Source organism: Megasphaera paucivorans (assembly GCF_900103535.1).
In the GTDB taxonomy this organism is placed as follows: domain Bacteria; phylum Bacillota; class Negativicutes; order Veillonellales; family Megasphaeraceae; genus Megasphaera_A; species Megasphaera_A paucivorans.
Window position 1 is genome coordinate 1 of the sequence record NZ_FNHQ01000022.1, and the last position, 14,876, is coordinate 14,876.

A 14,876-nucleotide genomic window follows, 5' to 3' on the forward strand; every position below is an offset into this window, starting at 1 on the left:
ATCCGGTGTCGGGATATATTCATCTACCGCATCCATCAATTTCAAAATGCTGGCTTCTGCTTCCGGATCTTCTTCCAATGCCTTTAGCGCAGATCCTACGATAATAGGAATTTCATCGCCTGGGAAATCATAGCTGGAAAGAAGTTCGCGAACTTCCATTTCTACTAATTCAATCAATTCCGGATCATCTACCTGATCGGCTTTGTTCAGATATACTACCATTGCCGGTACTCCTACCTGGCGGGCCAGAAGGATATGTTCACGCGTCTGCGGCATTGGGCCGTCTGCTGCGCTTACTACCAATATTGCTCCATCCATCTGTGCAGCACCGGTGATCATGTTCTTTACATAATCGGCATGCCCCGGGCAGTCTACATGCGCATAATGACGCTTATCTGTTTCGTATTCTACGTGTGCTGTATTGATCGTAATACCGCGTTCACGTTCTTCTGGTGCTTTATCAATGTCAGCATACGCTTCAAACTTGGCATAGCCCTTTTTCGACAATACTTTCGTAATAGCTGCTGTCAATGTCGTTTTGCCATGGTCTACGTGTCCGATGGTTCCAATATTGACATGCGGTTTGGTTCTTTCGTATTTTTCTTTAGCCATTTTACATTTCCTCCAACGCCAATAATAATGATATATTAACCTTTAGCACTGATAACTTTTTCTGCTACGTTTTTCGGTACTTCTTCGTAGTGGTCAAAAGTCATCGAATAGTTACCACGGCCCTGCGTTTTAGAACGCAAATCCGTTGCATAACCAAACATTTCTGCCAACGGAACGAATGCATTGATATGTTGTGCACCACTGCGTGCTTCCATACCTTCCACCCGTCCACGGCGAGAGTTCAAATCACCGATTACATCACCCATGTAGTCTTCGGGAACAACAACTTCAACCTTAACATATGGTTCCAAAAGAACAGGATTTGCTTTTCTAGCGCCTTCTTTAAAACCTATAGAACCTGCAATCTTAAACGCCATTTCCGAAGAGTCAACATCATGATATGAGCCATCATACACAATAACTTTGATGTCAACCATTGGGAATCCGGCAAGAACGCCTGTTTCCATAGCTTCTTTAACACCAGATTCAATAGGTCCGATATATTCCTTAGGAATAGCACCGCCAACAATTTTATTTTCAAATTCAAAACCAGCACCCGGTTCCTGTGGAACTAATTCCAACCAGCAATCCCCGTACTGACCGCGGCCGCCGGACTGACGAACAAAACGTCCTTCCTGCTTAACAGTCTTGCGAATCGTTTCACGATACGCAACCTGAGGTTTGCCTACGTTGCAGTCTACTTTGAATTCACGTGACATACGGTCGACGATAATATCCAAATGAAGTTCACCCATACCTGAAATGATAGTCTGTCCTGTTTCCGCATCTGTCTTGACACGGAAAGTCGGATCTTCTTCTGCTAAACGAGACAACGCAACGCCCATTTTTTCCTGATCAGCCTTTGTCTTTGGTTCAACAGCAACAGAAATAACCGGTTCTGGAAATTCCATTTTTTCAAGAATGATTGGATGTTTTTCATCACAAAGAGTATCCCCTGTTGTAGTATCTTTCAAACCTACGGCAGCACCAATATCGCCGCTATAAGCCATATCCACTTCTTCACGATGATTAGCATGCATACGAAGAATACGGCCAATACGTTCTTTTTTACCCTTAGTAGAATTATATACATAAGAGCCCGCTGCCATAGTACCGGAATACACCCGGAAGAAAGCAAGCTTACCTACAAAAGGATCGGCCATAATCTTGAAAGCAAGTGCGGAAAAAGGTTCACTGTCATCAGATTCGCGGTGATCTTCTTCACCTGTATCAGGATTCGTTCCTTTAATAGCCGGGATATCAAGCGGCGACGGCATGTAGTCAACAATAGCATCGAGCAACATCTGTACACCCTTGTTTTTATACGCAGAACCGCAAAGTACGGGGAACATTTTATTTGTTACAACGGACTTACGGATAGCACCTTTGATTTCATCAACGGTAAGTTCTTCGCCTTCCAAATATTTCATCATCAATTCATCATCTGTTTCTGCAACAGCTTCAATCATAACTTGATGATATTTTTCGGCTTCTTCTTTCATATCATCCGGAATTTCCACAATTTCGATATCTTTACCGAGATCATCACCATACACTTCTGCTTGCATAGTAATCAAATCAATAATACCTTTGAATTCCGTTTCAGCTCCTATGGGAAGCTGAATAGCAACAGCGTTAGCCTGCAGCCGATCCTTCATCATTTCAACACAGTTCAGAAAATCTGCACCGGTCGTATCCATCTTATTAATGAAGGCAATACGGGGAACCTGGTAATGTTCAGCCTGGCGCCATACAGTTTCAGACTGCGGTTCTACACCGCCTTTTGCAGAGAAAACCGCAACCGAACCATCAAGTACGCGCAGAGACCGTTCAACTTCTACAGTAAAGTCAACGTGCCCCGGGGTATCAATGATATTAATACGATATCCTTTCCAATGTGCCGTCGTTGCAGCAGACGTGATAGTAATACCACGTTCCTGTTCCTGGGCCATCCAGTCCATGGTAGCAGCGCCATCATGGACTTCACCGATTTTATGAACTCGGCCGGTATAAAAAAGGATACGTTCGGTTGTCGTGGTTTTACCGGCATCTATGTGAGCCATAATACCGATGTTTCTCGTTTTTTCCAAGGAAAATTCTCTTGCCACGATTTCTTCCACTCCTCAAATTTTAATATCTTCTTACCAGCGATAATGTGCAAAAGCCTTATTAGCTTCCGCCATCTTATGCGTATCTTCTTTTTTCTTAATAGCCGCACCCGTATTATTAAATGCATCCATTAATTCGGCAGCAAGTTTTTCCTTCATTGTACGTTCACCGCGTTTACGGGCATATCCAACAGTCCAGCGGATGCCCAAGGACAACCGGCGGTCAGCACGTACTTCGACAGGTACTTGATAGTTGGCACCGCCAACACGGCGGGCACGAACTTCCAATACAGGCATAACATTGTTTAATGCCTGTTCAAATACTTCCAAAGGATCTTTATTTGTCTTAGAACGGATAATATCAAAAGCATCGTAAACAATCGTTTCCGCGACGCCTTTTTTGCCGTCCAGCATTACTTTATTAATGAAGCGCGTAACCAATTTGGAATGGTACACCGGATCCGGAAGTACATCGCGCTTTGGCACTGGGCCTTTTCTTGGCATGTCTAATTCCTCCTTATATATGTAGGTTATCAATTGCGTTTCTGTTCTTACAGCGATTATTTTTTAGGCTTCTTAGCACCGTATTTAGAACGGGCCTGCTGGCGATCTTGCACGCCGGCTGTATCCAATGCGCCGCGAACGATGTGATAACGTACACCAGGAAGGTCTTTTACACGACCGCCTCTGATTAATACAACACTATGTTCCTGCAAATTGTGGCCAATGCCAGGGATATACGCAGTTACTTCGATAGAGTTGGTCAAACGGACACGAGCAACTTTACGCAAAGCAGAGTTAGGCTTTTTCGGTGTAGCTGTATACACACGAGTGCAAACACCGCGCTTTTGCGGGCAGTTTTTCAGAGCCGGGGCTGTGGATTTGTGTTCCGAAGCCTGACGTCCTTTACGAACCAATTGGCTGATTGTTGGCATATGGGCACCTCCTCTCCAAACAATTAGATTTATAATGAATCATCAAAAGGCATTGCCTATAAGATGAGACTACCAAAGTTATTTCAACAAGCCCACAGCTGCTGCTTTTACTTTGATGCGGCATGCCACACCAAGATCAGCCATGCTGTACGACTTATCTACAGGAATACCCGCTCCTGAAGCAAATATCTCCAGTGGGGTAGTAACTTGTTTATCACTATCATTGGCGATAAACAATTTCGTTATTTCGTTTCGTTTCATTGCTTTTAAGGTTTGCTTCGCACCTACGGTCTTACGCACCCCTGCTAATGCATCCAAGCTCACGGAAACTCTCTCCTAACATACTAATATATACTAAATAAGACACAGATATGGTACTGTGACACTTAGTTATTTTATCATCACCCTATTTGTATGTCAATGTATTTTTCTGAAAAACTGCACAAACAATAGATTTTTTATTACACTATCCCGGGCGTTTCTTTTTATGTAGTATCCCCCTTGAAAGATTGTCTTATTTATTCTTTCAAGGGGGATGTTTTAAGTTTATTCAGATATTACAGTATTGGATTCATCAAAAGTTTTTGCATCTAAAGGTTCTCCATTTTCATCTTCATATGCCACAGCAGGAATCGTCTTAAGTACCTTGACCTTACGATATCGGCCCATTCCGGTACCAGCCGGAATCAACTTACCTATAATAACGTTTTCTTTTAATCCCAGCAACGGATCTATCTTTCCTTTTATCGCCGCATCAGTAAGAACACGGGTCGTTTCTTGGAAAGAGGCTGCTGACAAGAATGAATCCGTAGCAAGTGCCGCTTTCGTAATCCCTAAGAGTATATTTTTCCCGGAAGCTACGTTGCCGCCTACTGCCTGAATGCGGTGGTTCGAATCTTCAAATACATTTACATCTACGTAATCTCCTGGAAGCAAGCCTGTATCACCAGGGTTTTCCAATTTGATCTTGCGAAGCATTTGGCGTACGATAACTTCTATATGTTTATCATTAATTTCAACACCTTGGGACTTATACACCTTTTGAACTTCATAAACAAGATACCGCTGTGTCGCTTCAACGCCGAGAATATGGAGAATGTCGTGAGGATTAATAGATCCTGCTGTAATACGACTTCCCTTTTCAATGACATCCCCTTCATGTACAACGATATGGGCTCCATATGGAACAACATAGGATTGCTCTTCACCGTCCTCGGCCAAAACCCGTACAGTATGGATATCGTGATGATCTTCCTTTTCCGTAATTTCAATTTTACCAGTAATTTCAGTTACAATAGCATTTCCTTTAGGTTTACGTGCTTCAAATAATTCTTCAACACGTGGCAGACCTTGTGTAATATCACCGGCCGATGCAACACCGCCTGTATGGAATGTACGCATTGTCAACTGTGTGCCCGGTTCACCGATAGACTGTGCCGCTATAATACCCACCGATTCTCCGACGTTTACTTTACCGCCTGTACCTAAATCACGTCCATAACATTTCGCGCAAACACCATACCGGGAACGGCAGGTAAGAACAGATCGGATACGGACTGTTTTATAATATTTTACAACTTCATCTGCTTTGTCTTCTGTAATTTCTTGATTGAGCGGAACAATAACTTCACCTGTATCGGAATTGACCAATTTTTGTGCCGCTGTACGGCCAACAATACGATCTTTTAATGATTCAATCACGCCATTACCTTCAACAATAGCGCCGACTTCAATTCCTCTAATATCATTATTGCGAACTTTTACTTCCTTTACATCACTGGCCAAGATTTTATCAATAGCGTCTTCGGTCAGCGGTGTACCTGCTGGGCAAATTTCAAAACCATTCGCTTCTACCACAACATTTTCAATCGTTTTGCCAAGCATATTGTCAATCATAGCCTGGCGCAGTGCCGCCCGAATTTTTTCTTCTGGTTCGCCCAAAAATACGCTTTCAATAACATTAGTATGGTTTAAGTCATCATTAATGTCCATTTGGCTGCCCCGCAGTGACAACCGCGGAATATTATGTTCAACTATAACGTCCATATCATCAGTTGTCAGTAAATGTTCTTCAGGAAAAAGAACTTTTTCCGTTACCGGATCTAATATGGGATGAACCAAGACACGTCCAATGAGTTTATCTTTCAATAGTGCTACGGCCGCCTTGCAGGAACCGGCCAAACGAGCCCGTTCGCGCACAAGATCAATTCCAAACACATCACAATCATCTTCACGGACAATCACATCTTGAGATACATCGACAAGACGCCGGGTCAAATAGCCAGAGTCAGCTGTACGTAAAGCTGTATCTGCCAAACCCTTACGAGCACCATGGCTGGATGTAAAGTAATCCAATACAGACAAGCCTTCCCGGAAATTAGCCTTAATCGGCAAATCAATGATACGGCCAGAAGGATCCGCCATCAATCCACGCATACCCGCAACCTGACGAATCTGCTGTTTATTACCACGAGCACCGGAATCGGCCATCATAAAGATGGAGTTAAAAGGATCCATATTATCCATCATAGCATCCGTTACATCGTCTGTTGCTTTTTCCCATAAGGAAATCGTTTTGCGGTATCGTTCATCCTCAGTAATCAGCCCACGTTGGAACATCTTAGTAACATTAATAACCTGTTCTTCCGTGACATCAAGAATGGCCTTCTTTTCACTTGGTACTTGAATGTCGGAAATAGCAATAGACATTCCGGCCTGTCGAGCATAATGATATCCTAATGACTTAATGCGGTCCAATAATTCTGCGGTCTTAGTATTTCCTACCAGATGGAAACAAGCATCAACAAGTTTTCCAATTTGCTTTTTGTTCATCAAAACGCCAAGGCATTCAACATCAACATATGTTTTATCCTTTTTGAAAGCTGCTGCTGCTTCCTTATCTACTTTGTGGGAAGGAAGCGGACGTATCGAAAGAAGATCTACGCCAAAACGTTCTTTCAGCGCAGTAAACCCATAATCGAGGATACGGCCTTCTTTATCTTGGATTTTTATCAAATGCACCGGGTCGATCAAACCATTGGTATAAGCAAATACCGCATCCTGGGGATCGGTAAATACCATGATTTTATCCGTATGATACATCCGTAATTCTTCGTACAAAGCTTGATTATATAACAACTTTCCAGCTGTTGTTTCAATCAATCCCCGTCCTGGAATACGGACTTTAATCAACGCTTCTATATCAAGAACATGCGCATCATAAGCCAGCATAACCTCATCATAATTGGAGAAAATTTTCCCTTCTCCGTTAGCCCCCGGCTTAACCAATGTCAAATAATATGCACCAAGAACCATATCTTGGGTTGGTACAGCAACAGGTTTGCCATCTTTCGGCGCCAAAATATTATGCGAGGAAAGCATAAGCGTACGAGCTTCAGATTGTGCTTCCACAGATAAAGGCAAATGGCAAGCCATTTGGTCCCCATCAAAGTCGGCATTGTAAGCTGTACACACCAGAGGATGCAGCTTAATTGCCCGACCTTCCCAAAGAATCGGTTCAAAGGCTTGAATACCTAGTCGATGCAGCGTAGGTGCACGATTTAATAAAACAGGATGTTCTTTGATAACATCTTCTAAAACGTCCCATACTTCATTGCTTACACGTTCTACCTTCTTTTTTGCATTTTTTATATTAGTAGCAATGCCTTTTTCAACAAGTTTTTTCATGACAAAGGGTTTAAATAATTCCAATGCCATTTCCTTTGGCAAGCCACACTGATGCATTTTCAATTCCGGTCCGACAACAATAACGGAACGACCGGAATAATCAACACGTTTACCGAGCAAATTCTGACGGAAACGGCCTTGTTTTCCCTTAAGCATATCAGAAAGAGATTTCAAGGGACGATTACCAGGGCCTGTAACAGGACGTCCCCGGCGGCCATTATCAATCAAGGAATCAACAGCTTCCTGCAACATACGCTTTTCATTGCGGACGATGATATCAGGAGCTCCCAGTTCAAGTAATCGGCTCAAGCGATTATTACGGTTAATGACACGACGATATAAATCATTCAAATCAGAGGTTGCAAAACGACCACCATCAAGTTGTACCATAGGACGAAGTTCCGGAGGAATAACCGGCACGACATCCATAATCATCCATTCCGGTTTATTGCCGGAATGACGAAAGGCTTCAACCACTTCCAACCGGCGGATAGCCCGTACGCGGCGCTGTCCGGAAGCATCCTTTAATTCAGCACGCAATTCGCCGTCCAGCTTGTCCAGATTCAAATCCTGCAGCAACTCTTTAACCGCTTCAGCCCCCATGCCAACACGGAATTTTTCACCATACATATCTAAATATTGACGATATTCTGTTTCCGTCAGAAGTTGTTTTTTTATAAGAGGTGTATCTCCTGGATCCAAAACAACATATGATGCAAAATATAAAACTTTTTCCAGCGAACGCGGAGAAATATCCAAAATCAATCCCATCCTGCTGGGAATACCTTTAAAATACCAAATATGAGAAACAGGAGTAGCCAACTGAATATGGCCCATACGTTCTCTACGAACTTTAGCCCGTGTGACTTCTACGCCACAGCGATCACAAACAACGCCTTTATAACGAATGCGCTTATACTTACCGCAATGACATTCCCAGTCCTTTGTAGGTCCAAAAATACGTTCACAGAACAATCCGTCACGTTCCGGTTTCAATGTACGGTAATTGATTGTTTCCGGTTTTTTAACTTCTCCATGAGACCATTCAAGGATTTTTTCCGGCGAGGCCAAGCCTATTCGCATAGAATCAAATTCGTTCACATCTAGCACAAATACCGCTCCCTTCTATTCATGTACTGATTATTCATCACTATCATCTGTATCATCGGTATTTGTATATCCACCCAACTCACCGATTACATCATCTTCGCCACCGTTGTTTACATAATCATCCGGCACGGTATTTTTTTCAATCATAGTTGTTTCATCATCCACTGCGGTTTCGCCTTCCATAACTTGACGAATTTCATCCGTTTGATCCTGTTCCGTTTCCACTTCATCTTCATCGTCCAATTCACGAACTACAACCTCTTCGCCGTCTTCATTCAAAATCTGGACATCAAGACCAATCGCCTGCAATTCTTTGAGCAATACCTTAAACGATTCCGGAACACCCGGTTCTGGAATATTTTCGCCCTTGACGATTTTTTCATAAGCTTTGACACGACCAACGACATCATCAGACTTAACCGTAAGCATTTCCTGCAATGTATACGCAGCGCCATATGCTTCCAAGGCCCAAACTTCCATTTCCCCGAAACGCTGGCCACCAAACTGCGCCTTGCCGCCCAGAGGCTGTTGTGTAACCAATGAGTACGGTCCTGTAGAACGAGCATGGATTTTGTCATCAACCAAATGATGCAGCTTCAGCATATATACATACCCTACCGTAACTCGGCGATCCATAGGTTCTCCTGTTCGTCCATCATAGAGAACTGTTTTGCCGTCTTCCGGCAGTCCTGTCATTTTTAATGCTTCAAAGACATCTTCTGCATGTGCACCGTCAAATACAGGTGTTGCAATATGAATACCGGCAGCATCCGGCTTAGGCATACCATAGGAATCTACATCATAACCAGCTTCGCGCAATTTACCTTCCAGCGTTGAATCCATGCCTTTAATTTGCAGGCCCATTTCATGCATAGCCCAACCCAAGTGAGTTTCTAAAATCTGCCCGATATTCATACGTGAAGGAACCCCCAGGGGATTAAGAACAATTTGCACCGGCGTGCCATCTGGCAAGAACGGCATATCTTCCTGACGCATTACACGGGAAACAACCCCCTTGTTGCCATGACGCCCAGACATTTTATCCCCTTCATGGATTTTACGTTTTTGAGCAATATATACACGGACTAAACGATTTACACCCGGCGGGAGTTCATCATTATTTTCTCGAGAAAAGACACGTACATCAACAATTTTCCCCGATTCCCCATGAGGTACACGTAATGATGTATCACGAACTTCCCGTTCTTTATCCCCAAAAATAGCACGCAGCAGTCGTTCTTCCGGAGTAAGCTCAGTTTCACCTTTCGGCGTAACCTTGCCAACCAAAACATCGCCTGGATATACGTCAGCACCAATCATAATAATGCCGCTTTCATCTAAATTCTTTGTGCTGTCTTCACTGACATTCGGAATTTCGCGAGTTATTTCTTCAGAGCCCAGCTTTGTATCACGGGCATCACATTCATATTCTTCAATATGAATAGAAGTATATAAATCTTTCTTAGGCAAATCTTCACTAAGAAGCACCGCATCTTCGTAGTTGTATCCTTCCCACGGCATATATGCAACAAGAATATTATAACCGAGAGCCAGTTCACCACCGTCTGTAGCCATACCATCAGCCAATACTTGTCCTTCAACTACTTTTTCCCCTTTGTAAACCAGCGGTCGTTGATTGATGCAAGTACTTTGGTTAGAGCGCATAAACTTAATCAAACGATATGAATCTTCCGAACCAGCGGTCGTTGTAACAACGATTTCATCCCCGGTTACACGGCTGACGATGCCGGCATGTTTTGCTAAAATGCAAACACCCGAGTCACATGCAGCCTTATATTCCATACCTGTGCCGACAAGAGGTGCCTGTGTGCGGAGCAGCGGAACGGCTTGACGCTGCATGTTTGCTCCCATGAGAGCCCGGTTCGCATCATCATTTTCCAAAAACGGAATCATAGACGTCCCTACAGATACCACTTCTTTTGGCGAAACGTCCATAAAATCAACACGATTACGCTGAAATTCACGAGTATCTTCGCCGTGGCGGCAGGCAACGCGTTCATTTACAAAATGGCCGTCTTCCGATAAAGGTTCATTTGCCTGTGCAATAATATATTGTTCTTCTTCGTCCGCGGTAATATAATGTACATCGTTAGTAACGATATGTGTTTCCTTATCTACCCGGCGATATGGCGCTTCAATAAAGCCAAACTCGTTGACCTTGCCAAAGCAAGCCAATGAAGAAATCAACCCTATATTCGGTCCTTCCGGTGTTTCTACCGGACACATGCGCCCATAATGAGAATGATGTACATCTCGAACTTCAAAACCAGCTCGTTCGCGAGACAACCCGCCAGGTCCCAATGCACTAAGACGACGTTTATGTGTTAATTCAGCCAACGGATTCGTCTGATCCATAAACTGTGATAACTGGCTGGAACCAAAGAATTCCTTAATAGAGGCTACAACAGGGCGAATATTGATCAACGCTTGCGGCGTAATAGCTTCCATATCCTGAATAGTCATACGTTCCTTAACAACACGTTCCATACGTGTCAGACCAATGCGGAACTGATTCTGCAGCAATTCACCTACGCAACGCAGACGACGGTTTCCTAAATGGTCAATATCATCAACATTGCCAAATCCATCCATAAGGTTGAGAAGATAATCGATATTGGCAATGATGTCTTCTCTTGTAATCGTCCGATGTTCATAGGGGAGATTACTATTATTGCAAATCATCTTATATGCAGAACCGTCTTGTTTTTCAACAAATAGTTCGACGAGACCCTCTCCGCTGAATACACCGCTGTCTTCAATTCTCTTGATTTCAGCAGATCCAATTTCCGTATGCGCATCGACGACGACTTCACCGGTTTCAGCGTTAACGACAGGTTCATGTAAAATCTGTCCAAATAATCGGCGCTGCCATCCTAATTTCTTTCCGGCTTTATATCGGCCGACACGAGCCATATCATACCGGCGGGGATCAAAAAACAATCCTTCAAAAAGATTACGTGCACTTTCCACGGTCGGCGGTTCACCCGGCCGAAGTTTTTTATAAATCTCTACCAACGCTTCATCCTGTGATTCTGTCGTATCTTTTTCAAATGTATTCTGCAGCCGCTTATCGTCATAGAACAAATCCAAAATATCAGCATTTGAGGACCATCCCAATGCACGAATCAAAACAGTAGCCGGAATTTTACGATTGCGGTCAATACGAGCATACACGACATCATTGGCATCCGTTTCCAGTTCAATCCAAGCTCCTCGGTTAGGAATAACTGTCGAATTATACAACCGAATGCCCATTGGATCAATTTCACGGCCATAATATACACCCGGAGAACGTACGAGCTGACTAACAATAACACGTTCCGCCCCATTAATAATGAATGTACCTGTATCCGTAATCAGTGGAAAATCCCCCATGAATACTTCCTGATCTTTGATTTCACCTGTTTCATGGTTGACCAAACGAATCTGGACGCGAAGAGGAGCGGCATACGTCGTATCCCGTTCTTTACATTCACGAATATCATACTTGGGCTCACCCAATTTGAAATCTTCAAAGGATAAAGACAGATTTCCCGATGCATCTTCGATCGGCGAAATATCTTTGAATATGTCCTTTAATCCTTTTTCCAGAAACCATTCATAAGATTTAATTTGTAAATCCAATAAATGCGGCATCTTCAAGACTTCGTTGATCTTTGCATATGTGTATCGAGTCCTTTTCCCTACTTGTACAGGTTTGAACATGCTTTTACTTCACCCCTTATAAAAAATGAAAGCTATTACTGGAAGGCAAAAAAGCAGTCCCATTAGGCGACAAAAAAGCAAGGCTCAACCTTCTCACCGAACCTTGCTTAACTTTTTTGTTTAACGGAAGCTGCTCCTCCATGTATTTATATAATCATTAGCATTTGCAATGAGTTATTATAGCATACAAGTTTTTCAAAGTCAACCATTATTTATATTTTTTGTTAAATATTTTTTTACCCAGTTGTCATTTTTCAAGACAACATACTCCTTCAACCCCTGTAATGCCTAATCCTGGTGCTTCAGGCAATATAAGTTTACTATGATTATAGGAAACGCCGCCTCGGACCGGATCTGCTGCCAATAAATCTGCTGCATCCAAATCAGCCAATTGCATACAGCGTTTGCCCGCCATCAACGACGCAGCCGCCGTAATTCCCACCTTACTCTCTAACATACATCCAGCCATGCAGGATACTCCTGCAGCCTTCGCCATAGCCGCCATATCCAGTGCATTATGAAGCCCCCCTGCTTTCATTAATTTGATATTGATCATATCGCAAGCCCGCATAGACAACAACCGCCATACATCCCGTACTGTATATGCCGCTTCATCTGCCATAATATCTGTCATAACATGATCTGTAACAAACTTCAATCCATCAAAATCATCCGCCCGGACCGGTTGTTCTACCAGCTCAATATCCATGCCGGCATCTTCCCATTCGCGGATAATCCGAACTGCCTCTTTGGGCTTCCATGCTTGATTAGCATCAAGACGCAGAGTAATATTCGGACCCACTGCTTCTCGCACTGCCCGAACACGTTTTTTATCAAGCAAAATATCTTCGCCTACTTTAATCTTCAACGCGGTATATCCGCGATGTACTGCTTCTATGGCATCCTGCATCATCTCTTCTGGTTTATTCAGACTAATTGTCAAATCTGAAGTTAATGAGCTCGTCCTGCCGCCGAATAACCGATATAAAGGGATTCCGTATTGTTTACCAAACAAGTCATATACAGCTATATCTACAGCCGCTTTTGCCGAAGTATTTCCCTGCATGGAAGTATCTAACACATGCCAAATATCTTCCAGATCATCTATATCCCGACCGATAAGCGCAGGTGTCAATATATCCTGTATAGCACCTGCCACAGATCCATGTCCATCCCCAGTAATTTTATATGTTGGCGGCGCATTGCCAAATCCGCTTTCACCACTATCCGAAAGTATTTGCACAATAATATCTTCGGCAACCTCCACACGGCGCAACGCAGTAATAAACGGTTTTTTCAACGGAATATGCACCAGTCCTATCCGTATTTCTTTAATTTTCATGCTGCTGCCTCGATCAATTAGTTCTGCACCCGAGCCAAAGTATACTTTTTCTTCCCCTTACGCACAATAACAAAACGGCCGTTAGAATTCTTATGAGGAGTTACTACTTCATCAAGAGATGTTATTTTAATTCCGTTTATAGTAACTGCCCCATTTGTAATATCTTCACGAGCCTGCCGCTTAGAAGTATAAATGGTTGAATCAATCAGCCAGTTAACTACATCTTTTTCTTCCGGTCCTACCGTTACCGTCGGCATTTTTCCAAAAGCTTGTTCCAGTTCATGTTCCGTAAGATTGGCTATACTGCCTTGATATAATGCTATCGTGATATTTTGTGCTTCCCGAAGTGCTTTTTTACCATGGACAAATGTAGTTACCTCTTCAGCTAAACGGCGCTGGGCAATTCTTTTTTCAGGCTCTGTCTGGACGGTCTGTTCCAAATCATTAATTTCTTCTTGATTCAAAAAAGTAAAATACTTTAAATATTTAATAACATCTGCATCATCCTGATTCAGCCAAAATTGATAAAATTCAAAAGGAGAGGTTTTTTCCGGATCAAGCCAAATGGCTCCTCCTGCCGTTTTTCCAAACTTCGTTCCATCTGATTTCAGCATGAGCGGTATTGTCAGGCAATAGGCCTGCGCTTCAGACCCGTGTATTTTTCGAATCATATCAATACCGGCGGTAATATTTCCCCACTGATCTGCTCCCCCAATCTGAAGTTGTATATCATTATGTGCAAAAAGATGCTCAAAATCAATAGATTGCAGAATCTGATACGTAAACTCCGTAAAAGAAATCCCTGCTTCCAGACGGCTTGCTACCACTTCCTTAGCCAACATGACGTTAACACTGAAAAGCTTGCCATAATCACGCAAAAAACCAAGTAAATCTAATTTTGACAACCAATCATAATTGTTAACAATCGTAATATTGGAATCTTCACCAAAAAGATGAATAAACTGTGCTTTTAATTTATCAGCATTATCATGGATAGCTTCAATCGTTTGTAACTGGCGTTCAGTTTTACGTCCGCTGGGATCTCCGATAACGCCGGTACCACCGCCGATGACGATATAAGGATGATGGCCTGCCAATTGAAATCGTTTCAGCATCATGAAAGGAATTAAGTGTCCTATGTGCATACTATCTCCCGTGGGATCGACTCCACAATACAAAGAGACACTTTTTTCCTCCGTCAATTTTCTCAATCCTTCTTCATCACTGACTTGGTTTACCGCTCCACGCCAAGTTAATTCATCAATAATATTCATAATCTCGGATTCTCCCCTTTTCACAACAGATATTCACAATTGATTTTATTATATAAAATGCCTTGTTCCGCGTCAAATAGAA

Annotated in this window: 9 protein-coding genes; all 9 read right to left on the bottom strand. The window is 42.9% G+C overall.

Annotation, left to right across the window (positions count from 1 at the left end; all coding sequences use genetic code 11):
- On the bottom strand, positions 1-612 hold a 612-nt coding region (locus tag BLR11_RS09840), incomplete at its 3' end, for a GTP-binding protein (protein WP_143006426.1).
- Positions 613-647: 35 nt separating this feature from the next.
- Positions 648-2,720: an elongation factor G gene (gene fusA, locus BLR11_RS09845; protein WP_091651387.1), complete on the bottom strand. Its 2,073-nt coding sequence runs from the start codon at positions 2,718-2,720 to the stop codon at positions 648-650.
- 33 nt (positions 2,721-2,753) lie between these two features.
- Positions 2,754-3,224 carry a 30S ribosomal protein S7 gene (gene rpsG, locus BLR11_RS09850; RefSeq protein WP_091651391.1) on the bottom strand — a complete coding sequence of 157 codons (471 nt, stop codon included), beginning with the start codon at positions 3,222-3,224 and terminating at the stop codon, positions 2,754-2,756.
- 56 nt (positions 3,225-3,280) lie between these two features.
- Positions 3,281-3,655 (bottom strand): 30S ribosomal protein S12, encoded by a 375-nt coding sequence (gene rpsL / locus BLR11_RS09855; protein ID WP_091651393.1) that lies wholly within the window; start codon positions 3,653-3,655, stop codon positions 3,281-3,283.
- A gap of 78 nt (positions 3,656-3,733) precedes the next feature.
- The gene (locus BLR11_RS09860) at positions 3,734-3,979 is read right to left on the bottom strand and encodes a ribosomal L7Ae/L30e/S12e/Gadd45 family protein (protein ID WP_091651396.1); all 246 of its coding nucleotides are present in this window, start codon (positions 3,977-3,979) and stop codon (positions 3,734-3,736) included.
- Between the two features lie 222 nt (positions 3,980-4,201).
- On the bottom strand, positions 4,202-8,452 hold the full coding sequence (gene rpoC / locus BLR11_RS09865; protein ID WP_091651398.1) for a DNA-directed RNA polymerase subunit beta': 4,251 nt from the start codon (positions 8,450-8,452) through the stop codon (positions 4,202-4,204).
- Positions 8,453-8,482: 30 nt separating this feature from the next.
- A complete protein-coding gene (gene rpoB / locus BLR11_RS09870) occupies positions 8,483-12,178 on the bottom strand; it encodes a DNA-directed RNA polymerase subunit beta (RefSeq protein WP_091651401.1) in 3,696 nt (1,231 codons plus the stop codon).
- A gap of 247 nt (positions 12,179-12,425) precedes the next feature.
- A complete protein-coding gene (locus tag BLR11_RS09875; protein ID WP_091651404.1) occupies positions 12,426-13,520 on the bottom strand; it encodes a dipeptide epimerase in 1,095 nt (364 codons plus the stop codon).
- Between the two features lie 17 nt (positions 13,521-13,537).
- The gene (tyrS, locus tag BLR11_RS09880) at positions 13,538-14,794 is read right to left on the bottom strand and encodes a tyrosine--tRNA ligase (RefSeq protein WP_091651406.1); all 1,257 of its coding nucleotides are present in this window, start codon (positions 14,792-14,794) and stop codon (positions 13,538-13,540) included.
- Positions 14,795-14,876 lie beyond the last annotated feature (82 nt).

Bases quoted from the DNA above. Each gene is read 5' to 3' on its own strand.
- rpsG (WP_091651391.1), bottom strand. From the start codon at position 3,224: ATGCCAAGAAAAGGCCCAGTGCCAAAGCGCGATGTACTTCCGGATCCG.
- rpsL (WP_091651393.1), bottom strand. From the start codon at position 3,655: ATGCCAACAATCAGCCAATTGGTTCGTAAAGGACGTCAGGCTTCGGAA.
- rpoB (WP_091651401.1), bottom strand. From the start codon at position 12,178: ATGTTCAAACCTGTACAAGTAGGGAAAAGGACTCGATACACATATGCA.
- BLR11_RS09875 (WP_091651404.1), bottom strand. From the start codon at position 13,520: ATGAAAATTAAAGAAATACGGATAGGACTGGTGCATATTCCGTTGAAA.
- tyrS (WP_091651406.1), bottom strand. From the start codon at position 14,794: ATGAATATTATTGATGAATTAACTTGGCGTGGAGCGGTAAACCAAGTC.